15 protein-coding genes and 1 other RNA gene are annotated in these 22,034 nt (G+C 62.9%); 6 read left to right on the top strand and 10 right to left on the bottom strand.

What is annotated here, in order from left to right:
- Nucleotides 1-65 precede the first annotated feature (65 nt).
- The gene (locus ACTORR_RS22865; RefSeq protein ID WP_028692865.1) at nucleotides 66-401 is read right to left on the bottom strand and encodes a YbaB/EbfC family nucleoid-associated protein; all 336 of its coding nucleotides are present in this window, start codon (nucleotides 399-401) and stop codon (nucleotides 66-68) included.
- 63 nt (nucleotides 402-464) lie between these two features.
- On the bottom strand, nucleotides 465-2,486 hold the full coding sequence (gene dnaX, locus ACTORR_RS22860; protein WP_313365970.1) for a DNA polymerase III subunit gamma/tau: 2,022 nt from the start codon (nucleotides 2,484-2,486) through the stop codon (nucleotides 465-467).
- 123 nt (nucleotides 2,487-2,609) lie between these two features.
- On the opposite strand from dnaX, the gene ACTORR_RS22855 reads away from it, so the two are divergent.
- Both ACTORR_RS22855 and ACTORR_RS22850 read left to right on the top strand, forming a co-directional pair.
- Nucleotides 2,610-3,377 carry a substrate-binding periplasmic protein gene (locus ACTORR_RS22855; RefSeq protein WP_099814169.1) on the top strand — a complete coding sequence of 256 codons (768 nt, stop codon included), beginning with the start codon at nucleotides 2,610-2,612 and terminating at the stop codon, nucleotides 3,375-3,377.
- 367 nt (nucleotides 3,378-3,744) lie between these two features.
- Nucleotides 3,745-5,099, top strand: a protein-coding gene (locus ACTORR_RS22850) for an IS3 family transposase (RefSeq protein WP_212632439.1) whose coding sequence is annotated in 2 segments (ribosomal slippage) — nucleotides 3,745-4,218 and nucleotides 4,221-5,099 — 1,353 coding nt in all. Because the reading frame shifts where the segments join, the coding sequence is not laid out codon by codon here.
- Between the two features lie 162 nt (nucleotides 5,100-5,261).
- On the opposite strand, the gene ACTORR_RS22845 is transcribed toward ACTORR_RS22850, so the two are convergent.
- From ACTORR_RS22845 to ACTORR_RS22820, 6 genes are all read right to left on the bottom strand, one after another.
- Nucleotides 5,262-5,441, bottom strand: coding sequence for a hypothetical protein (locus tag ACTORR_RS22845; protein ID WP_099814170.1), 180 nt, complete (start codon nucleotides 5,439-5,441; stop codon nucleotides 5,262-5,264).
- A 167-nt stretch (nucleotides 5,442-5,608) separates the two neighbouring features.
- An RNA gene (gene ffs, locus ACTORR_RS22840) (signal recognition particle sRNA small type) lies at nucleotides 5,609-5,705 on the bottom strand.
- A gap of 262 nt (nucleotides 5,706-5,967) precedes the next feature.
- The gene (ligA, locus tag ACTORR_RS22835; protein WP_313365559.1) at nucleotides 5,968-8,298 is read right to left on the bottom strand and encodes an NAD-dependent DNA ligase LigA; all 2,331 of its coding nucleotides are present in this window, start codon (nucleotides 8,296-8,298) and stop codon (nucleotides 5,968-5,970) included.
- A gap of 99 nt (nucleotides 8,299-8,397) precedes the next feature.
- A complete protein-coding gene (gene zipA / locus ACTORR_RS22830; protein ID WP_262109584.1) occupies nucleotides 8,398-9,282 on the bottom strand; it encodes a cell division protein ZipA in 885 nt (294 codons plus the stop codon).
- Nucleotides 9,283-9,486: 204 nt separating this feature from the next.
- Entirely contained in the window at nucleotides 9,487-12,975 is a 3,489-nt protein-coding gene (smc, locus tag ACTORR_RS22825) for a chromosome segregation protein SMC (RefSeq protein ID WP_441343907.1), read from the bottom strand.
- A gap of 3 nt (nucleotides 12,976-12,978) precedes the next feature.
- Nucleotides 12,979-13,638, bottom strand: coding sequence for a GntR family transcriptional regulator (locus ACTORR_RS22820; RefSeq protein ID WP_054884122.1), 660 nt, complete (start codon nucleotides 13,636-13,638; stop codon nucleotides 12,979-12,981).
- 267 nt (nucleotides 13,639-13,905) lie between these two features.
- Here ACTORR_RS22820 and xdhA point away from each other — a divergent pair, with 267 nt between their 5' ends.
- From xdhA to guaD, 4 genes are all read left to right on the top strand, one after another.
- On the top strand, nucleotides 13,906-15,360 hold the full coding sequence (xdhA, locus tag ACTORR_RS22815; RefSeq protein ID WP_313365561.1) for a xanthine dehydrogenase small subunit: 1,455 nt from the start codon (nucleotides 13,906-13,908) through the stop codon (nucleotides 15,358-15,360).
- The gene (gene xdhB, locus ACTORR_RS22810; protein WP_441343906.1) at nucleotides 15,353-17,752 is read left to right on the top strand and encodes a xanthine dehydrogenase molybdopterin binding subunit; all 2,400 of its coding nucleotides are present in this window, start codon (nucleotides 15,353-15,355) and stop codon (nucleotides 17,750-17,752) included. The genes xdhA and xdhB overlap by 8 nt, the downstream gene beginning before the upstream one ends.
- Before the next feature lie 160 nt (nucleotides 17,753-17,912).
- Nucleotides 17,913-18,758 (top strand): xanthine dehydrogenase accessory protein XdhC, encoded by an 846-nt coding sequence (xdhC, locus tag ACTORR_RS22805; RefSeq protein ID WP_262109588.1) that lies wholly within the window; start codon nucleotides 17,913-17,915, stop codon nucleotides 18,756-18,758.
- 10 nt (nucleotides 18,759-18,768) lie between these two features.
- Nucleotides 18,769-20,073 (top strand): guanine deaminase, encoded by a 1,305-nt coding sequence (gene guaD, locus ACTORR_RS22800; protein WP_054884126.1) that lies wholly within the window; start codon nucleotides 18,769-18,771, stop codon nucleotides 20,071-20,073.
- Here the strand turns inward: guaD and aqpZ are convergent.
- Complete coding sequence (gene aqpZ, locus ACTORR_RS22795; RefSeq protein WP_441343905.1) at nucleotides 20,070-20,768, bottom strand: aquaporin Z; 699 nt, start codon at nucleotides 20,766-20,768, stop codon at nucleotides 20,070-20,072. The two genes, guaD and aqpZ, sit on opposite strands and share 4 nt — an antisense overlap.
- Nucleotides 20,769-21,004: 236 nt before the next feature.
- On the bottom strand, nucleotides 21,005-21,760 hold the full coding sequence (locus ACTORR_RS22790; protein WP_054884128.1) for a GntR family transcriptional regulator: 756 nt from the start codon (nucleotides 21,758-21,760) through the stop codon (nucleotides 21,005-21,007).
- Nucleotides 21,761-22,034: the final 274 nt, after the last annotated feature.

Here is a 22,034-nt window from a genome sequence, read left to right as displayed (position 1 = left end):
CCATTTGCACGGGCAAAAAAAAGCCGCCGCGGTTACCCAGCGGCGGCTCTGTGCAACGCGATGCCTTAGAATGGCATCTTGAAGCCCGGCGGCAGTTGCATGCCAGCAGTCATGCTGCCCATCTTGTCCTGGCTGTTTTGCTCGATCTTGCGCACGGCGTCGTTCAGCGCTGCGGCGATCAGGTCTTCCAGGACTTCCTTGTCGTCCTCGTCGGTCGACATCAGGCTCTGGTCGATGCTGACACGCTTGACGTCATGACGGCCGGTCATCACCACGCTCACCAGGCCACCACCGGACTGGCCGGTGACTTCGGCGTTGGCCAGCTCTTCCTGCATCTTCTGCATCTTTTCCTGCATCTGCTGGGCCTGCTTCATCAGGCCGGCCATGCCACCTTTCATCATGGGGTATACCTCGATTGGGTCATGTGATGCGGCCCGGCGAGGGGCCGGCCGCATGGTTATCGATTACTGGCCCTGGCTGACCAGGGCTTCTACAGGCTCAATAGTATCCTGTCGCACCGTGGCACCGAACTGCTTGATCATCTGCTGGATCAACGGATCCTGCTCAATCGACAGCACGGCGTCCTGCTGGCGCTCGGCACGCTTGCGCGAGGCCGCCTGGGCCGGGGTTTCCTGCTCGGGGCGGATCAGTTCGATCCGCAGGTTCAAGGTGCGCCCCAGATGCTGGTTGAGCGCCTCGTTCAACCGGCGTTGCTGGGTGGCATTGAACAGCGCACCCTGGCCAGGGTCCAGGTGCAGCAGCCAGTCGTCACCGTCGACAGCCATGAGCGTACAGTTTGCAGCGATGTTGCCTGTCATCCCGGACACAGGCAACTGTGGGAACAATTCCAGCCATTGCAGGGCCAGGCCGGTCGCCGGCCGGGCAGCTGGCAGCGGCTCGGGTGCGACTGCCGGGGTATCTTCCTGAACGTGTTCCGCCAGCTCGTCCAGGTAGCTGAAGCCTACCGGGTCACTTTCGCCACCGTAATAGTCCTCATCCATCGGCGGCTCGTCGTCACGCTCCATACCCGCCGAAGCGTAGGCGGATGGGTCGAACGGTGGCTCGTCGTACGAGGGCTGGGCGTTTTGCGCGGTAACTACCGGGGCTGGGGCCGGAGCGGCGACAGGGGCGGGCGGCGCAGCGGGCTCTTCCCAGGGTAGATCGATGACCTCCTCGACCGCCGGCGGCTCAGGCGCTACAACCTCAGGCTCAGGTTCAGGAGCCGGCTCCACGACCGGCGCGACTTCGGCCTGCGGGGCCGACGCCACGGGCGCAGGTTGCGCCGGCGCTACGGCAGGCGCCGCGACAGCAACGGCTGGCGCTGCCACCGTGGTTGCCGGATCAGCTGTGGCCTGGCTGATCCCCACTGGCTTTAGCACCGGCTTCGGCGCGTCGTCGCTATCTGCCGGGCGGAACGCCAGCATGCGTAGCAGGACCATTTCGAAACCGCCCCGCGGGTCCGGCGCCAACGGCAGGTCGCGACGGCCGATCAGGCCCATCTGATAGTAGAACTGCACATCTTCGGCCGGCAACGCCGAGGCCAGTGCCAGCACCCGCTCGCGATCGCCCTGGCCGTTATCCACCGCCTCGGGCAGCGCCTGGGCGATGGCAACGCGGTGCAGCACATTGAGCATTTCGGCGAGTACGCCGCCCCAGTCCGGCCCCTGTTCGGCAAGGTTGCGTACGGCTTCGAGCAGCGCACGCGCATCACCTTCGAGCAGCGCCTGCAGCACACCATAGACCTGGCCGTGATCGAGGCTGCCGAGCATGGCACGCACATCGGCCGCCAGCACCTTGCCTTCGCCAAAGGCAATGGCCTGGTCAGTCAGGCTCATGGCATCACGCATCGAGCCGTCGGCAGCACGGCCGAGCAACCACAGGGCATCTGGCTCGAACGGCACGTTCTCGGCCTGCAGCACATGGCTCAGGTGCTCGACCACCCGCTCCGGGCTCATGTTCTTCAACGAGAACTGCAGGCAGCGCGACAGAATGGTCGCAGGCAACTTCTGCGGGTCGGTGGTGGCAAGGATGAACTTGACGTAGGGCGGCGGCTCTTCCAGCGTCTTGAGCAAGGCGTTGAACGAGTGGGTGGAGAGCATGTGCACTTCGTCGATCAGGTAGACCTTGAAGCGACCACGGCTTGGCGCGTACTGCACGTTATCGAGCAGTTCGCGGGTATCTTCGACCTTGGTGCGGCTCGCGGCGTCGATCTCGATCAGGTCGACGAAGCGGCCCTCGTCGATCTCCCGGCATACCGAACACGTGCCGCAGGGCGTGGACGTGATACCGGTCTCGCAGTTGAGGCATTTGGCTATGATTCGTGCAATGGTGGTCTTGCCCACGCCCCGCGTGCCGGTGAACAGATAGGCGTGGTGCAGACGCTGGTTGTCCAAGGCATTGATCAAGGCCTTGAGCACATGGGCCTGGCCGACCATTTCGCGGAACGAGCGCGGACGCCATTTACGTGCAAGAACCTGATAACTCATCGAAAAACCATCGTAGCCTGATCGAGCGGAAGATCGCTAATGCTAGCGGAGCGGGGGCAAAATTGCACCCTGCGCGGCTCGTCTAAGCTAAGCACCTGGCGCACTGTTCAAGGAGGATATGCATTGCGACGACTGCTGGCTCTGCTCATGCTCTGGACCACGCACAGCCTGGCGGACTTGCCGGTGCTGCGTTTTTCCGTGGCCGAGAGCTGGAGTATGCCGTTGGTGCGGATCGAAGGCGACAAGCCGGTGGAGGGCCTGGTATTCGACCTGATCCAGGCATTGGCCCGGGAGGCCGGCGTGCGCCCCGAGTACCACGTGCTGGCCCGCTTGCGCATGCAACAGGCGATGGACGCGGGCGACATCGATGTGCGCTGCTATGTAAGCAGCCAGTGGTTCAATGATCGACCGGGCAATTTCGTCTGGAGCATTCCGCTGATTCATCAACGCGATGTGCTGGTCGGGCGCCCGGGCGACGCCGCCCCTGCCCGCCCCGAACAACTGCCGCCCCAGGCGATCGGCACGGTGCTGGGCTATGCCTACGGCACGCTGGAGCCATTGTTTGCCCAGGGGCGCCTGCAGCGGGAGGACAGCCGCAGCCAGCAACTGGCGCTGCAGAAGCTACAGGCTGGCCGGTATCAGCATGCGGTGAGCAATGAGCTGTCGGTGGCATGGTTCAACCAGGGCTTACCGCCCGGGCAGCGGCTGCAGGTGCAGGCAGTGCTGGAGGAACAGGCGCTGGGGTGCATGGTGAGGGATGATCCGGCGATACCGACCCAGGGGGTTTTACGGGCACTGGTACGGATGAAGGAGTCCGGGGAGATTGAGCGGATTGTGCGGCGGTATGGGGCGACAGGGTATTCAGGGGAAATTTCGGCGGTCCAGCCTTGAGTTTAGCCCGGACCGCTGGGCGCCTGCCTGGATAGAGCATCTGGGCCTCTAGGTGCCCGCCACAAAAGCTTCAGTGCCTGTGAGATCGAGCGCCGCCCGCGCGGCGCATCGCGGGCAAGCCCGCTCCCACATTTGTTTCGGGCCAGTCTCTCCTGTGCCGCCAACAGGGACCGCCTTGTTGGCATGGCGATGCATCTCGGTTGACGCTGATGCCGCTTCACCTATTTCCAGTCATGCGCATAACTGCTTATCATCGGTCTCCAGTTATGAACCAAGGCGGATCCTGTTGGCGGCACAGGAGTAACTGGCCCGAAACAGATGGACTGCCCCCAAGAAGTTGGACACCAATCCAACCCTTGGGGGATTCATGGCCAAGTACACTGAGCAGTTCAAGCTCACAGCAATCACTGCCTATTTGGATGGCAGCAACGGTTTCCGTACGGTAGCTCGAAACTTTGGCATCGATTTCAGCCTGCTGCGACGCTGGGTTGCCAGCTACCAGTTGAGACGCAGCATCAGCCCAGGCTCGCATGCACGGCGCTATACCGAGGACTTCAAGCGGCAGGTGCTGAGTTACATGCATGAGCATCGCCTTTCCCTGCGCCAAACTGCTGCGCACTTTGACCTGGGACAATCATCTCAGATAGGCATTTGGCAGCGGCAGTACTACAGTGGCAGTCCTGTCTCGCCTACTGTCATCAAGCAAAGAAAGCCAATCAACGTGTCGAAGAAAATCAAGCCAGCCAAGCCCACCAATACCGACGATGCGCAAAAGCCTCGAGAGCAGCTGATGGCTGAGCTTGAGTACCTGCGCATGGAGAACGCTGTCCTAAAGGAGCTCAAGGCCATGCGGGAGGAACAGGAGCGAACACGGACGAAAAAGTCTTAATCGTCGCCAAACTCAAGCGCAGATTTCCTTTGCCTGACCTACTGCGGGTAGTCGGGCTGGCGCGCAGCACCTTCTACTATCAGCTCAAGGCTCAGCAGAAGCCGGACAGGCATGCGGCGCTCAAAGAACTGGTACATCGTGTCTATCACGAGCACAAAGGGCTGTACGGCTATCGCCGCGTTGCGCTCGTGATAAGAAAGGACAAGCTGGTTAACAAGAAGGTCGTTGAACGACTGATGGCTGAGCAAGGGTTGAAGTCAGTGGTACGGCCTAAGAAATACCGTTCCTATCGTGGTGTTGTCGGCAAGGTGGCGGCGAATTTGCTGGAGCGAAATTTTGTTGCCCAACGACCTAATCAGAAGTGGGTGACCGACGTGACTGAATTCAAGGTGGCGCAACAGAAGCTCTATCTCTCGCCGGTGATGGATTTGTACAACGGTGAAATCGTGGCGTACGAAACGGCCAAACGTCCTTGCTACAGCCTGGTTGGGAACATGCTCGACAAGGCCCTCGACTGCTTGGGAGAGAAGCCGAAGCTTGTGCTGCATTCAGATCAGGGATGGCATTACCAGCAGGCTCAGTATCGTCACAAGCTCCGTGGGCGAGGCGTGAAACAGAGCATGTCGCGCAAGGGCAATTGCCTGGACAACGCGGCCATGGAAAGCTTCTTCGGTACGCTCAAATCTGAATTTTTCTACCTGAAGCGCTTTGAGAGTGTCGATGAGTTGAAAGCGGGCCTGGACGAGTACATCCGCTACTACAACCATGACCGCATCAAACTGAAGCTCAATGGCCTGAGCCCTGTTGAGTACAGGGCTCAGGCTGCAGCATAGAACTGTCCAACTTTTAGGGGGCAGTCCACAGATGTGGGAGCGGGCTTGCCCGCGATGCGCCGCGCGGGCGGCGCTCGATCTCACAGGCACTGAAGCTTTTGTGGCGGGCACATGGCGGCCCTGACGCGAAAGCCCGCCAAGCACTTGCCAGCCCTCACACGATCACTTCCGCTCCAAAGCCGCCACCAGCGCATCCGCCTGCCCACAGGCAATCTGCATCGCTCGCAGCCCCTGCTGGAGCAACTGTCGCGCCTCCTCACCCTCGATCCGTTCAAGCGCCCGGCGGCTATCGCTGTCGGCGAACATCAAATAATGGGAAACATTCATCAGCCCATATTCCATCGGAACGATTGCCTGGCTTCAGGTCAAGGGCCTGGGCGCGGGATTCACTTTGACCTTGATAGTTGCCGGCACATCGATCATGCGACACCTGTAGCCCAGTGATACCGAGGGGGATGAATCTGGATGCCGGGCCGAATGCAATTCTCCGACCCCGGAAATGGAGGCGGCCCCACCAGCCACACCCCGGCACTCGATGTTCCCGCTATGGCTGCTCCCTTCCGGGCCTGACCAGGTTAACGGGTAATCAATGCGGGGGGACCGATGGGGCCACCACTACGCGACTCGCCAAACAGCGAGCCGCGCCATTGTACCGGTCTGGGGCGAAGATACAACCTCTGTGGAAGAAAAAGTCATCATTTCTCAATGACTTGACCGACCAGAACTTGGCACGCGACTCGTGTAGGAGCGGCCTTGTGTCGCGAAAGGGCTGCGAAGCAGCCCCGGCAATATAGCGTCATGGCACCAATTGGGGCTGCTTTGCAGCCCTTTCGCGACACAAGGCCGCTCCTACAGGGACCGCAGAACGTCAGACAGTGATGCCGTGCTCTGCCAGGAAGGTTACAAAGGCCTCTTCATCCAGCACCTTCACCCCAAGCTCACTGGCCTTGGCCAGTTTGGAACCCGCACCAGGGCCAGCCACCACGCAGTGGGTCTTGCCCGACACCGAGCCGGCCACCTTGGCCCCCAGCCCTTCCAGCTTCTCCTTGGCGATGTCGCGACTGAAGCGCTCTAGAGAACCCGTCAGCACCCACGTCTGGCCAGCAAGCGGCAGGCCTTCGGCCACTTTCTTCTCGCTGCTCCAGTGCATGCCGAACGCCAACAGCTGGGCCTCGATATCACGGGCCAGCTTCTGATTAGCCTCGTCCTTGAAGAACTCGCGCACCGCTTCGGCCTGCTTCGCCGCCAGGGCCTGGCGCAGGTCGATGCCGTCAGCGGCGATGATCTTGTCCAGGCTATCGAGCTTGGCCACCAGCTTCTCGGCGCCGGTCGGGCCAACCGAGGCGATGTCCAGCTTGGCGATCATGCCGGCAAGGGTCGTGCTGGCGGCGAACTCGGCAGCTAGCTCACCCTCATCCTGCAGCTGCATGCCGCAGGCCAGCAACTGCTCGATGACCATGCGATTGTGTTCGTCCTCGAAGAAGTTGTGGATCTCGTAGGCGACTTCCAGGCCGATGTCCGGCAGGTAGGTCAGCACCTGCGGCAGCGCCTGCTGCACGCGGGCCAGGCTGCCCAGCGAGCGGGCCAGGACCTTGGCGGTCTCCTCGCCGACATCCGGAATGCCCAAGGCGTAGATGAAGCGCGCCAGGCTCGGGCGCTTGCTGGCTTCGATGGCGTCCAGCAGCTTCTTGCTGGAGACCTCGGCAAAGCCCTCGAGGCCGACGATCTGATCGAATTCCAGCCTGTACAAGTCTGCCGGCGAGCTGATCAGGCCTTCATCCACCAGCTGCTCGACGCTTTTCTCGCCCAGGCCATCGATGTCCATGGCGCGGCGCGAAACGTAATGAATGATCGCCTGCTTGAGCTGGGCGGCGCAGGCCAGGCGGCCGACGCAGCGATACACCGCACCTTCACTGGTGGTTTCCTTGCCCTTGCTGCGCTTGACCAGCTGAGTGCGCTCGACCTGCGAGCCACAGACCGGGCATTCGCTCGGCACCTGTACCGGGCGCGCATCTTCCGGACGGCGCTCGAGCACCACCTGCATGACCTGCGGGATCACGTCACCGGCACGGCGGATGATCACCGTGTCACCGATGCGCAGCCCCAGGCGGGCAATTTCGTCCATGTTGTGCAGGGTGGCGTTGGACACCGTCACACCGGCTACCTTGACCGGTTTCAGGCGCGCCACGGGCGTGACCGCGCCGGTACGGCCGACCTGGAACTCGACGTCGAGCACTTCGGTGAGTTCTTCCATGGCCGGGAACTTGTGGGCAATGGCCCAGCGTGGCTCACGCGCGCGGAAGCCCAGCTCGCGCTGGGCAGCCAGGCTGTTGACCTTGAATACCACGCCGTCGATTTCGTACGGCAGGCTGTTGCGGCGCTCGCCGATGTCGCGGTAGTAGGCCAGGCATTCTTCGATACCGGCCGCATGCCTGAGCTCGCGGCTGATCGGCAGGCCCCACTGCTTGAGCTGTTCAAGGATGGCGATGTGGCTCTCGCCGATGCTCGCGGAAACCTGCCCGACGCCGTAGCAGCAGAACTCCAGCGGGCGCCCGGCAGTGATTTTCGAATCGAGCTGGCGCAGGCTGCCGGCAGCGGCGTTGCGCGGGTTGGCGAAGGTCTTGCCGCCAGCTTGCGCCTGGGCAGCATTGAGGCGGTCAAAGCCAGCCTTGCTCATGTATACCTCGCCACGCACTTCGAGCACGGAAGGCCAGCCCTTGCCCTGCAGCCTGAGCGGAATGTTGCGCACGGTGCGCACGTTGGCGCTGATGTCCTCGCCGGTGGTGCCGTCACCACGGGTGGCACCCTGCACCAACTGGCCGTCACGGTAGAGCAGGCTCACCGCCAGGCCATCGAGCTTCGGCTCGCAACTGAAGTCCACCGTGCCGGGCTGGTCGAGCCCGTCCACCACGCGGCGACCGAACTCGCGCAGGTCGGCCTCTTCGAAAGCATTACCGAGGCTGAGCATCGGCACTTCGTGACGAACCTGGCTGAAGGCAGCCAGGGCGGCTCCACCGACACGTTGGGTAGGCGAGTCAGGGGTTACCAGATGCGGGTGCTCGGCCTCGAGCGCCTTGAGCTCATTGAACAGGCGGTCGTACTCGGCATCGGGCACGCTCGGCTCGTCGAGCACGTAGTAGCGATAGTTGTGCTGGTCCAGCTCGGCGCGCAGTTCGTGGATTCGGGTTTCGGCGGTCATTTTCAGGTTCTCTTGCAAAGCAAAAGAGCAGCCCAGGGCTGCTCTTGCACTTGAAACAGGGTGGGCGAGACCGAGGCCAGGCCTGCCCACTTGGGCATATCAGCGCTTCTGGGTCAGCGCACGGCGCTCGAATTCGACGATGCGCTGGCGGTAGTGCTCGATGGTCTGGGCGGTCAGCACGCTGCGTTGGTCGTCCTTCAGTTCGCCGTTGAGCTCGTGGGCCAGCTTGCGCGCTGCCGCCACCATCACGTCGAAGGCTTGCTTCGGATGACGCGGGCCTGGCAGGCCGAGGAAGAAGCTCACCGCACGGGTGCTGAAATGGTCGATGTCGTCCAGGTCGAAGATGCCCGGCTTGACCGCGTTGGCCATGGAGAACAGGACTTCACCATGACCGGCCATGCTTTCGTGACGATGGAAGATATCCATTTCGCCAAAACGCAGGCCGCTTTCAAGGATGTTCTGCAGCAGGGCCGGGCCTTTGAAACCACCTTCGTCGCGGGAAATCACGCTGATCACCAGCACTTCCTCGACCGGTGGCAGCTCCTTGGCTGCGTTGCCGGTGGCAGCGAAACCGTTGTTGCGGGTGGTGTCGGCGGCGAGATCTTCGTCGGCATCGGCGAACAGGTCGGGCTCGCGAGGTTCGGCGGCCAGGTTCAAGTCACCCTGCTGCTGCGCTTCTGTCACACGTTTGCCGCGCTTGCTGGCCTTGGCCGGCTTGGGCTCACGCTCACGCTCGCGTGCTGGCGCACTGACCGAAGGCAGGTCGGTTTCGTCCAGTTCAGGCTCCTTCTGGGTCTCCAGCACCCGCGACGGGCCGAGCACTTCGGCGCTGCCTTCTTCGTCCGGCAGGTTGGAATAACTGCGATCCAGACGGAATTTCAGCTTGCCTTTTCCGCCGCGCATGCGGCGCCAGCCGTCGAAAAGAATACCGGCGATGACAATGACGCCGATGACGATCAGCCACTCGCGCAGACCGATTTCCATGTAATCCCGTGCCTCTATAAAAATATGCTTGAAAACAAAGGGTTCAAAGCCCTTTAACACGTGGCGCCAACTCTATGTTCTGACAGGCGTTTTACCCACGCAAAAAACGAGTGACATTAAGCTAGCACGACCAAAGGCAACTTTACACCGTCTGTCGCACATGACAGGGGCATTTGCCTACAGATTTCGCCCTATCTTCGCTCATCAGGCGTCCACCATGGCCAGGGCCTCCTCCACATCAACTGCAACAAGACGTGAGCAACCGGGCTCGTGCATGGTCACCCCCATCAATTGATCCGCCATCTCCATGGCAATCTTGTTATGGGTGATGTAGATGAACTGCACGCTTTCACTCATTTCCTTGACCAGGCGGGCGTACCGCCCGACGTTGGCATCGTCCAGCGGCGCATCGACCTCGTCGAGCATGCAGAACGGTGCGGGGTTCAACTTGAAGATGGCAAACACCAGCGCCAATGCGGTCAGTGCCTTCTCGCCGCCGGACAGCAGATGGATGGTGCTGTTCTTCTTGCCCGGCGGGCGCGCCATGATCGTCACCCCTGTATCGAGTAGATCTTCGCCCGTCAGTTCCAGATAAGCGCTGCCACCACCGAAAACTTTTGGAAAAAGTGCCTGTAATCCAGCATTTATCTGATCAAAGGTATCCTTGAAGCGGTTGCGGGTTTCCTTGTCGATCTTGCGGATGACGTTTTCCAGGGTGTCCAGGGCCTCGACCAGATCGGCGTCCTGGGCGTCGAGGTAACGCTTGCGCTCGGACTGCTGCTCGTACTCCTCGATGGCCGCCAGGTTGATTGCACCCAGGCGCTGGATGCGGCTTTCCATCTGCTCCAGTTCCTGCTCGGTGCCCTGCTCGCTGGCATCGACCTCGACAGTGGCGAGCACACCCTGCAAATCGTAGCCGTCGGCCAGCAATTGTTCCTGCAAGGTCTTGCGGCGAATGTCCAGGCCCTGGTTTTCCAGGCGCATCTGCTCCAGTTGGCCGCGCAGCGACTGGGCTTGCTGCTCGGCCTGGGTGCGGCGCTTTTCGGCATCGCGCAGTGCGCGGTCGGCTTCATCCATGTGCAGGCGCGCCAGGCGCATTTCCTCATCGACGCTCATGCGTCGCTCCAGCAGCTCCTCGAGCTTCAGGCGCAGTTCTTCGAGCGGCGCCTGACCTTCTTCGAGGTTCAGGCTCAGCTGCTCCTGGCGCTCGCTCAGGCGCGCAGCTTGTTGCTCCAGGCGCTCCAGGGCCTGGCGGGTGGAGTCGTGCTGAGCGCGCAGCGAGCCCAGGCGCACGGCCAGCTGATGGGCGTGGTCCTTGTGTTGACGAGCTTCCTGGCGGATACGATCAAGGCCTTCGCGCAGGGTGTCACGGCGCGCCATCAGCTGTTCGCGCTGCTCGGTGTCCTGAGCCATCAGGTCCAGTGCTTCCTGCAGCACCAGGCGCGCCTCGCCCAACTGTTCTTGCTCCAGGGCACGCTGCTCCTGAAGCTCAATCAGCTCTTCCTGCAGGCGGCGACGGCGCAGCTCTACCTGCTCGGCGCGCGCACGGCCGGCAGAAAGGCTGGCCTTGAGCTCACCGTGCTGGCGGCTTTCTTCCTGGCTGCGCCGGCGCAGCTGCTCCCGCTGTTCTTCCAGGCCCAGCTGCTGCTCGCGGGCGGCCTCAAGCTGCTGCTCCAGCTGCTCCAGCGCGGCCTCAAGCTCCAGTTGCTGCTGCCCAAGGCGTTCGATTTCCTGGCCACGGGCCAGCACCCCTCCCTGCGCCTCGCCACCGCGGCTGACGCGCAGGAAATGGCGGCCAACCCAGTAGCCATCGCGGCTGACCAGGCTCTGCCCTTCGCCCAGTGCGGCGCGCCGCACCAAGGCCTCGGCGAGGTCTTCGACCGGCTGCACCCGGCCCAGCCACGGACTCAGATCGGTACTCCCCTCGACCTTGTCGAGCAAGCTGCCGGGGTGACGCTCACGACCATCAGCCGCCAGCAACAGGCGTAGCTCGCCCTGCTCCAGGCCGGCGAAGTCCAGCCCGGCAAAATCGTCCAGCAGCACAGCCTGCAAGTCGGCACCCAGCACGGTTTCCACTGCCAGCTCCCAACCCGGCTCCACGCGCAGTCCCTCAGCCAGGCGCGGGCGTTGCTGCAGGCCTTGCTCGCGCAACCAGTCGGCGGCACCGCCCCCCGGCTCCAGCGCGGCCTGCTGCAGCGCCTCCAACGAGGCCAGGCGACCGCCGAGGCGCTGCAGGTCGCCCTGCTGCTGTTGCTGGGCACTGGTCGCCTGCTGCAGTTGCTCACGCACGCTTTCCAGGCGCTCGACCACCTGCCCCTCCGATGACTGCAACTCTTCCATCAGCATCTCGCTGCTGGCCAGTTGCTCGGAGAGTTCGAGCAGGGAGGCATCCTGTGGTTGCGCCTCCAACTGCTCGCCCTCCTCGACCAGCTTGCGCTGGCGCTCGGCAATGCGTTCCAGGCTGGCCTCCAGCTGCAGCAGGCGCGCCTGCTGCACCTCGGCCTGGCGCCGCGGCTCGGCAGAGCGGGTATTGAAACTGTCCCATTGCTCTTGCCAGCCGTGCATGCCCAGCTCGGCCTCTTCGAGGGTGGCGGCAGCCTCTTCAGCGGCGGCCAGGGTCAACGCCTGCTCCGGTTCGAGCATGGCCAGCTCTTCACCCAGGGTGGCCAGCAGCGTGCGGTCATGACCCAGGTGCGACTCGGTTTCCTGGCGCGTGCGCTCGGCTTCCATGAGGTCGTCCTGCAACTGGCGCAGGCGCTGCTGACCGTGCTGGATACTCTGCTCTACCCGAGCGATGTCACCCGCCACCGAATAGAAGCGGCCCTGCACCTGGTTGAAGCGCTCGGACAATTCATGATGGCCATCGCGCAACCGCTCGATGCTGGCATCGGCATTGCGCTGCTCGGCAACCAGCGCCTCATGAGCGATATCCTGATCGCCGATCACGGTCTCGCGCTGGCGCACACGCTCGTCCAGGTCACGCCAGCGCAAGGCCGACAGGCGCGCCTTGAGCTGGCGTTCCTGGGCCTTGTATTCGCGATACTTCTCGGCGGCCTGGGCCTGGCGGTGCAGGCGCTCGAGCTGGCGCTCCAGCTCTTCGCGCAGGTCGGTCAGACGCGCCAGGTTCTCCTGGGTGCGGCGGATGCGGCTTTCGGTCTCGCGGCGGCGCTCTTTGTACTTGGAGATGCCGGCCGCCTCTTCGATGAAGTTGCGCAGCTCTTCGGGCTTGGCCTCGATCAGCTTGGAGATCATGCCCTGCTCGATGATCGAGTAGCTGCGCGGGCCCAGGCCGGTGCCGAGGAAAATGTCGGTGATGTCCCGACGGCGGCATTTGGTGCCGTTCAGGTAATAGCTGTTCTGCCCGTCGCGGGTGACCTTGCGGCGGATGGATATTTCGGCATAAGCGGCGTATTCACCCAGCAAGGTGGTTTCGCTGTTGTCGAACACCAGCTCGATACTGGCCTGGCTCACCGGTTTGCGGCTGGTGGAGCCGTTGAAGATGACGTCGGTCATCGACTCGCCACGCAGGTTCTTCGCCGAACTTTCGCCCATCACCCAACGCACTGCATCGATGATGTTGGACTTGCCGCAGCCGTTGGGGCCGACCACGGCCGCCATGTTGCTGGGGAAGTTGACCGTGGTCGGGTCGACGAACGACTTGAACCCGGCCAGGCGAATGCACTTCAGGCGCATCGGTCAGCCTCGGGCCAACGCCGCCAGCACCAATTCGCAGCTGCGCTGGCCATAGGCGGTGAGCACCTCGCGGATGCGCGGCAGGTCACGCGCCACCACGGCTTCGAGCAGGCGGGCGAACAGGTCGAGGTAGTCGTCCATGCTGGCCTGGCGCTGATCAAGGGCCAGGTAGTAGGCACGGCTCATGGCCGGCTGAAGGTTTTCTACGGTTTCCTGCAGATAGGGGTTGTCAGCAAAAGGATAGGCAGCGCGCATCACCGCGAAGCTCTCGGCGACGAACACCTTGATGTCCTGGCGCTCGCGAGCCTGTTGCAGGCGTTGCTGGATGTCCAGAAACGGGCGCAGGTCGGCTTCCAGGCGCCATTGCTGGGCAACAGCGTTGCCCAGCAAGATGTAGAACTCGCCCATCAAGGTGCACAGGCTGCGCACGCTGCGCTCGTCCAGCTCAGTGACATGAGCACCACGTCGCGGCAGGATCGCCACCAGATGGCGACGTTCGAGGATCAACAACGCTTCGCGCACCGAACCGCGGCTGACGCTCAGGGCCTGGGTGACCTTCTGCTCCTGGATACGCTCACCCGGCGCAAGTTCGCCGCGGATGATGCGTTCGGCCAGGTAGTCGGCAATCTGCTCGGAGAGGCTGTCCGGCGCCTTGAACGTCATGGTTTTCCTTCAAAATCATTGAACTGGGCACAAGGGAGCGATTGTAGCGCACTTGCCCAGCGCACGCGCAGAGGGGCGCGGCGCTTTATTTACCCTGCCAAACCGTCAGCCACACGGCGCGATCTATGCTTGTGATATGGGCGCTGCGTTCGGCTGGGCGTTGACATACGCAATTTCCTGACCTTTTAGTCAGAAAAATATTGACCACTGCGACAGGTCTGCTTATTGTCCGCTCAACAACAATAAAACCATTGCGAGGCCATCCCCGTGATCCAGTTTCTCGTCAACCAGGAGCTGCGTAGTGAGCATGCCCTGGACCCGAACATGACGGTGCTGCAGTACCTGCGTGAGCACTTGGGCAAACCCGGCACCAAGGAGGGCTGCGCCAGTGGCGACTGCGGCGCCTGCACCGTGGTGGTCGGCGAGCTTGTCCAGGATGAACAGGGCGAGGACAGCCTGCGCTACCGCAGCCTGAACTCCTGCCTGACGTTCGTTTCCTCCTTGCACGGCAAGCAACTGATCAGCGTCGAAGGCCTCAAGCACAACGGCCAACTGCACAGCGTGCAACAGGCCATGGCCGATTGCCATGGCTCGCAATGTGGCTTCTGCACCCCCGGTTTCGTCATGTCGTTGTTCGCCCTGCAGAAGAACAGCCAGGGCGCCAACCGGCATCAGGCCCAGGAAGCCCTGGCCGGCAACCTGTGTCGCTGCACCGGCTATCGGCCGATCCTCGACGCCGCCGAGCAAAGCTGCCGCCAGCCCTGCCGCGACCAGTTCGACGCCCAGCAAGAGCAGACCATCGCCCGTCTCAAGGCTATTGCGCCTACCCAGACCGGCGAACTCAACAGTGGCGACAAGCGCTGCCTGGTGCCGCTGACCGTGGCCGACCTGGCCGACCTGTACAGCTCGCACCCGGAAGCCCGCCTGCTGGCCGGTGGTACCGACCTGGCGCTGGAAGTCACCCAGTTCCACAAGACCTTGCCGGTGATGATCTATGTCGGCCACGTCGCCGAACTCAAGCGCATCGACAAGACCGCCAGCCACCTGGAAATCGGTGCCGCGACCCCGCTCACCGACTGCTACGGCGCACTCAACGAGGAATACCCGGACTTCGGCGACCTGCTGCACCGCTTCGCCTCGCTGCAGATCCGCAACCAGGGCACCCTCGGCGGCAACATCGGCAACGCCTCGCCGATCGGCGATTCGCCGCCCCTGCTGATCGCCCTGGATGCGCAGGTGGTGCTGCGCCAGGGCGAGCGCCAGCGGGTCATGCCGCTGGAAGACTACTTCATCGACTACCGCATCACGGCCCGCCAGGACAGTGAATTCATCGAGAAGATCATCGTGCCTCGCGCCAGCAACGACTGGGCCTTCCGCGCCTATAAAGTGTCCAAACGCCTGGACGACGACATTTCCGCCGTATGCGGCGCCTTCAACCTGAGCATCGAAGACGGTGTGGTCAGCGGCGTGCGCATTGCCTTCGGCGGCATGGCGGCCATCCCGAAGCGCGCCCGCGCCTGCGAAGCCGCCTTGCGCGGCAAGCCGTGGAACCAGGCCAGCGTCGAGCGCGCCTGCCAGGCCCTGGCTGAAGACTTCACCCCGCTCAGCGACTTCCGCGCCAGCAAGGAATACCGCCTGCTGACCGCGCAGAACCTGTTGCGCAAGTACTTCATCGAACAGCAAACGCCCTACATCGAGACCCGGGTGACCGACTATGTCTAACCATCACGCAGCCAAGAGCCAGGCCGAGATGGCCGAACTGTTCAGCCAGGACCTGACCACCGGGGTCGGCCGCAGCGTCAAGCACGACAGTGCCGACAAGCATGTGTCGGGCGAAGCGCTGTACATCGACGACCGCCTGGAATTCCCCAATCAATTGCACGTCTATGCGCGCACCGCAGACCGTGCCCATGCGCGCATCCTGCGCATCGACACCTCGCCGTGCTACGCCTTCGAAGGCGTGCGCATCGCCATTACCCACGAAGACATTCCAGGGCTGAAGGACATCGGCCCGGTGGTGGCCGGCGACCCGCTGCTGGCCATCGACAAGGTCGAGTTCTTCGGCCAGCCGGTACTCGCCGTGGCGGCCCGCGATCTCGACACTGCCCGCCGAGCGGCCATGGCCGCCATCGTCGAATACGAAGACCTGGAGCCGGTACTGGACGTGGTCGATGCCTTGCGCAAGAAACACTTCGTGCTCGATAGCCATACCCACCAGCGCGGCGATTCGGCCGCGGCCTTGGCCCGCGCCCCGCACCGCCTGCAAGGCACCCTGCACATCGGCGGCCAGGAGCACTTCTACCTGGAAACCCAGATTTCCTCGGTGATGCCCACCGAGGACGGCGGCATGATCGTCTACTGCTCTACGCAGAACCCCACCGAAGTGCAGAAGCTGGTCGCCGAAGTGCTCGACGTGCCGATGAACAAGGTAGTACTGGACATGCGCCGCATGGGCGGCGGCTTCGGCGGCAAGGAAACCCAGGCTGCCAGCCCGGCCTGCCTGTGCGCGGTGATCGCCCGCCTGACTGGTCAACCGACCAAGATGCGCCTGCCCCGGGTCGAAGACATGACCATGACCGGCAAGCGCCACCCGTTCTACGTGGAATACGACGTCGGCTTCGACGACGACGGCCGCCTGCACGGCATCAACCTCGATCTGGCGGGCAATTGCGGTTACTCGCCCGACCTGTCCGGTTCGATCGTCGACCGCGCCATGTTCCACTCCGACAACGCCTACTACCTGGGCGATGCCACCGTGCACGGCCACCGCTGCAAGACCAACACCGCCTCCAACACCGCCTACCGGGGCTTCGGTGGCCCGCAGGGGATGGTCGCCATCGAGCAGGTGATGGACCACATCGCCCGCCACCTCGGCCGCGACCCGCTGGCCGTGCGCAAGGCCAACTATTACGGCAAGACCGAGCGCAACGTCACCCACTACTACCAGACCGTCGAGCACAACATGCTCGAAGAGATGACTGCCGAACTCGAAGCCAGCAGCGACTACGCCGAGCGCCGCGAGTCGATCCGCCGCTTCAATGCCAACAGTCCGGTCCTGAAGAAGGGCCTGGCGCTGACCCCGGTCAAGTTCGGTATTTCCTTCACCGCCACGTTCCTCAACCAGGCCGGTGCGCTGATCCACGTCTATACCGACGGCAGCATTCACCTGAACCACGGTGGCACCGAGATGGGCCAGGGCCTTAACACCAAGGTGGCACAGGTGGTGGCGCAAGTGTTCCAGGTCGACTTCAGCCGCATCCAGATCACCGCCACCAATACCGACAAGGTACCCAATACCTCGCCAACCGCAGCTTCGAGTGGCGCCGACCTGAATGGCAAGGCCGCCCAGAACGCCGCCGAAATCCTCAAGAAGCGCCTCACCGAATTTGCTGCGCGGCACTACCAGGTGACCGAGGAAGATGTCGAGTTCCGCAACGGCCACGTCCGCGTGCGCGACCAGATCGTCAGCTTCGAGCAACTGGTGCAGCAGGCATACTTCGCCCAGGTATCGCTGTCGTCCACAGGCTTCTACCGCACGCCGAAGATCTACTACGACCGCAGCCAGGCACGCGGCCGGCCGTTCTACTACTTCGCCTTCGGCGCTGCCTGCGTGGAAGTGATCGTCGACACCCTGACCGGCGAGTACAAGATGCTGCGCGCCGACATCCTGCATGACGTGGGCGACTCGCTGAACCCAGCCATCGACATCGGCCAGGTCGAAGGCGGCTTCATCCAGGGCATGGGCTGGCTGACCACCGAAGAGCTGGTGTGGAACGCCAAGGGCAAGCTGATGACCAACGGCCCTGCCAGCTACAAGATCCCGGCAGTAGCCGACATGCCGCTGGACCTGCGGGTGAAACTGGTCGAAAACCGCAAGAACCCGGAAGACACCGTGTTCCATTCCAAGGCCGTGGGCGAGCCGCCGTTCATGCTCGGCATTGCCGCCTGGTGCGCGCTCAAGGACGCCGTGGCCAGCATTGCCGACTACCGTGTGCAGCCCCAGGTGGATGCGCCGGCGACGCCGGAGCGGGTGTTGTGGGGTTGTGAACAGATGCGCAAGGCGGTGGCCCAGCAGCAACCGACTGTACAGGAACTGGAAACCGTCACCCACTGACAACGCAAGGCCCTGTAGGAGCGGCCTTGTGTCGCGAAAGGGTCGCGAAGCGGCCCCAGGATCTGTGCAGCAATGAAGATAGCTGGGGCTGCTTCGCAGCCCTTTCGCGACACAAGGCCGCTCCTACAGGGACCGCGTCGCTCTTGAGAGAGGTTGAATCATGCACCAATGGATCAACGCCCTCGCCGACCACCAGTCTCGCGGCGAAGCCTGCGTGCTGGTGACCATTATCGAGGAGCGCGGCTCGACCCCGCGCAACGCCGGTTCGAAGATGGTCGTCAGCGCCACCGGCCTGTTCGACACCATCGGCGGCGGCCACCTGGAATACAAGGCCCTGCACATCGCCCGGCAGATGCTCGAGGAACACCGCTACACCCCGCACCTGGAGCGCTTCAGCCTCGGCGCCAGCCTCGGCCAGTGCTGTGGCGGTGCCACCGTGCTGCTGTTCGAGCCGATGGCTGCGGTGCAGGCGCACATCGCCGTGTTCGGTGCGGGCCATGTCGGCCGTGCTCTGGTACCCTTGCTCGCCGCGCTGCCCTGCCGGGTGCGCTGGATCGACTCGCGTGAACAGGAATTCCCCGAATTTATCCCCAACGGGGTGAGCAAGGTCGTCAGTGAAGAACCGGTCGACGAAGTCGCGGACCTGCCGCAGGGCAGCTACTGCATCGTCATGACCCACAATCACCAGCTCGACCTGGAACTGACCGCCGCCATTCTCAAGCGCAACGACTTCACCTGGTTCGGCCTGATCGGCTCGAAGACCAAGCGGGTCAAGTTCGAGCACCGCCTGCGCGAGCGCGGCTTTGATGATGCCGTGCTGGCACGCATGCGCTGCCCGATGGGCCTGCCCGAGGTCAAGGGCAAGCTGCCGATCGAGATTGCCGTGTCCATCGCTGGCGAAATCATTGCCACCTACAACGCCTGCTTCGGCCAGCACGACGCTGCCGCCAATGCCGGCCCCATTGCCCAGTTGCTGCCGCCCTCCCGGCGCAGCCAAGCCATTTGACGAGTGTGTTATGACCGTTACCCGCAAAGCCTACCGTGCCGCCATCCTGCACAGCATCGCCGACCCGGCCGAGGTAGGCCTGGACGCTTCCCATGAGTATTTCGAGGACGGCCTGCTGGTGATCGACGATGGCCGCATCAGCGCCGTCGGCCCAGCCAGCGAGCTGCTGCCGAGCCTGGCGGCCGACATTGAAGTGGTGCATTACCAGGATGCTCTGATCACCCCGGGTTTCATCGATACCCATATCCACTTCCCGCAGACCGGCATGATCGGCTCCTACGGCGAGCAACTGCTGGACTGGCTCAATACCTACACCTTCCCTTGCGAAAAACAGTTCGCCGACAAGGATCACGCCGACAAGGTGGCGAAGATCTTCCTCAAGGAGCTGCTGCGCAACGGCACCACCACTGCCCTGGTGTTTGGCAGCGTGCATCCGCAGTCGGTCAATGCCCTGTTCGAAGAAGCCGAACGCCTGGACCTGCGGATGATTGCCGGCAAGGTGATGATGGACCGCAACGCCCCGGACTACCTGACCGACACCGCCGAGTCCGGCTACATCGAGAGCAAGCAGCTGATCGAGCGCTGGCACGGCAAGGGCCGCCTGCACTATGCCGTGACCCCACGCTTCGCCCCGACCAGCACGCCGGAGCAGCTGACCCTGGCCGGCCAGTTGCTCAAGGAGTACCCGGGCCTGTACATGCACACCCACCTGTCCGAGAACCTCAAGGAAATCGACTGGGTGAAAGCGCTATTCCCCGAGCAGAACGGCTATCTGGACGTCTACGACCACTTCGAGCTGCTCAGCGAGCGCTCGGTGTTCGCCCATGGCGTGCACCTGTGCGACAGCGAATGCCAGCGCCTGGCCGAAACCGGTTCGGCCGTGGCTTTCTGTCCGACCTCCAACCTGTTCCTCGGCAGCGGCCTGTTCAACCTGCCCCAGGCTGAGCGTTTCAAGGTCAACGTGGGCCTGGGCACCGATGTTGGCGCCGGCACCAGCTTCTCGCTGCTAAACACCTTGAACGAGGCCTACAAAGTGATGCAGCTGCAAGGCGCGCGCCTGCACCCGTACAAATCGCTGTACCTGGCCACCCTCGGTGGCGCTCGCGCCTTGCGCCTGGACGACCGTATCGGCAGCCTGCGCCCAGGCAACGATGCCGACTTCGTGGTGCTCGACTACAAGGCCACGCCGCTGCTGGACTACCGCATTCAGCAGTCCAGCAGTATCGAGGAAACCCTGTTCGTGCTGACCACCCTGGGCGACGACCGCACCGTACGCGAAACCTACGCCGCCGGGCGTTGCGTGCATCAGCGCTAAGGCTCTTTCGCCAGGCCCCGGTACAGCGCGCCGCCGATCGCAGCCCCGATCAGCGGCGCCACCCAGAACAGCCACAGCTGCTGCAGGGCCCAACCACCGACGAACAAGGCCGGCCCCGTGCTGCGCGCGGGGTTGACCGAGGTATTGGTCACCGGGATCGAGATCAGGTGGATCAGGGTCAGGGCCAGGCCGATGGCAATCGGCGCGAAGCCTGCCGGGGCGCGCGCATCGGTGGCGCCCATGATCACCACCAGGAACATGGCGGTCATCACCACTTCACTGATGAAGCCCGCGCCCAGTGTGTAGCCGCCGGGCGAATGGTCGGCGTAACCGTTGGAGGCAAGGCCCGAGGACAGCTCGAAGCCGGCCTTGCCGCTGGCGATCAGATAGATGACGCCCGCAGCAAGGATGGCACCGATCACTTGGGCAATCACGTAGGGCAACAGCTCTTTGGCCGGGAAGCGGCCGCCGACCACCAGCCCGAACGAGACGGCGGGGTTGAGATGACAACCGGAGATATGACCGATGGGGAAGGCCATGGTCAGTACGGTGAGACCGAAGGCGAAGGCGACACCGAGCACACCGATGCCGACCGGAGAACTGGCTGCGAGTACGGCACTGCCACAACCACCCAGAACCAACCAGAAGGTGCCGACCAGTTCGGCCCCCATCCGTGTACCCAGAGACATGGTCATCGACCTATCCTCAAGAAGTGGAACGCAATGGATGCGCAAGCCCAACTGCTTGATGAAGGTTTGCTCACAAGAATTTAGCAGACGTTTGGTTTATGACCACTAACGACTGTCATTCGCAATCCTTGTGGGAGCGGGTTTACCCGCGAAACAGGCACCGCGGTGGATGGCACCGGCGTTGCCGGTGTTCGCGGCTGAAGCCGCTCCCACAGGGCAATGACGCAAGGCTTTGCAAACGATCAACCCTTAACGGACGCCTTGGGCTTTTTCAGCAGGTGCGAGAACACCGCATGCAGATCGTCCGAAGCGCTTTCCTCGTCCAGGTTCAGCTTGCTGTCGATATGGTCCATGTGGTGCATCATCAGGCTCACCGCTTGTTCGGCATCACGCGCCTCGATCGCATCGATCAGCTGCATGTGCTCGTCGTATGAGCAGTGTGAGCGCGTGCCGGTCTCATACTGGGCAATGATCAGTGAAGTCTGCGACACCAGGCTGCGCTGGAAGCTGACCAGCGGGGCGTTGCCTGCGGCCTCGGCCAGCTTCAGGTGGAACTCGCCGGAAAGCCTGATACCGGCACCGCGGTCGCCACGGGAGAAGCTGTCACGCTCCTCGCGCACCATCTGGCGCAGTTCGTTGAGCTGCTCCAGGGTGGCATGCTGCACCGCCAGCTCGGTGATGGCGCGTTCGACCATGCGCCGCGAGAAGAACACCTGGCGGGCCTCTTCCACCGTCGGGCTGGCCACCACGGCACCGCGGTTCGGCCGCAGCAGCACCACGCTTTCGTGGGCCAGGCGCGACAGGGCGCGGCGGATGATGGTGCGGCTGACGCCAAAGATCTCGCCCAGCGCTTCCTCGCTCAACTTGGTGCCCGGCGCCAATCGCTGCTCGAGGATCGCCTCGAAGATATGCGCGTAGACGATGTCGTCCTGGGTACCACTGCGGCCGGCCTTGCCAGTGCGCGCAGGTTTTTTCAGAGGTTGCAGCTGTTCGTTCATGGGCTCTCGAGGCACGAAGAGAAAGTATGGCGCCATTGTACACAGGCTGAGGCGATTCCGCAGGGGGCGTTTTGCCTATATAGCCGTTGTACGACGCATTGCGCGCACAAAACATAAAACATTATTTGTATTCTTTGTACACAAAAGCATAATCCACCGAGCAACTTCTTGACCCGTAAGTCAACAAAACGCGTCAGACGTCTGCCTTCCCTCGAGGAGCCACCAAGTGCATTGCTCAGGAACCTGGCTCCCACAACAACAAGAAAGACTTGAG

The organism is Pseudomonas sp. SAR267 (assembly GCF_052077595.1).
GTDB lineage: Bacteria > Pseudomonadota > Gammaproteobacteria > Pseudomonadales > Pseudomonadaceae > Aquipseudomonas > Aquipseudomonas vlassakiae.
The sequence above is the reverse complement of the archived record's forward strand: the minus strand, read 5'-3'. Positions and strand labels throughout refer to the sequence as shown.

Coding starts and splice junctions, on each gene's coding strand:
- dnaX (WP_313365970.1), bottom strand. CDS start 2,486: ATGAGTTATCAGGTTCTTGCACGTAAATGGCGTCCGCGCTCGTTCCGC.
- ligA (WP_313365559.1), bottom strand. CDS start 8,298: ATGACCGCCGAAACCCGAATCCACGAACTGCGCGCCGAGCTGGACCAG.
- zipA (WP_262109584.1), bottom strand. CDS start 9,282: ATGGAAATCGGTCTGCGCGAGTGGCTGATCGTCATCGGCGTCATTGTC.
- xdhB (WP_441343906.1), top strand. CDS start 15,353: ATGTCTAACCATCACGCAGCCAAGAGCCAGGCCGAGATGGCCGAACTG.
- ACTORR_RS22865 (WP_028692865.1), bottom strand. CDS start 401: ATGATGAAAGGTGGCATGGCCGGCCTGATGAAGCAGGCCCAGCAGATG.
- ACTORR_RS22820 (WP_054884122.1), bottom strand. CDS start 13,638: ATGACGTTCAAGGCGCCGGACAGCCTCTCCGAGCAGATTGCCGACTAC.
- aqpZ (WP_441343905.1), bottom strand. CDS start 20,768: ATGACCATGTCTCTGGGTACACGGATGGGGGCCGAACTGGTCGGCACC.
- guaD (WP_054884126.1), top strand. CDS start 18,769: ATGACCGTTACCCGCAAAGCCTACCGTGCCGCCATCCTGCACAGCATC.
- xdhC (WP_262109588.1), top strand. CDS start 17,913: ATGCACCAATGGATCAACGCCCTCGCCGACCACCAGTCTCGCGGCGAA.
- ACTORR_RS22845 (WP_099814170.1), bottom strand. CDS start 5,441: ATGGAATATGGGCTGATGAATGTTTCCCATTATTTGATGTTCGCCGAC.
- ACTORR_RS22790 (WP_054884128.1), bottom strand. CDS start 21,760: ATGAACGAACAGCTGCAACCTCTGAAAAAACCTGCGCGCACTGGCAAG.
- smc (WP_441343907.1), bottom strand. CDS start 12,975: ATGCGCCTGAAGTGCATTCGCCTGGCCGGGTTCAAGTCGTTCGTCGAC.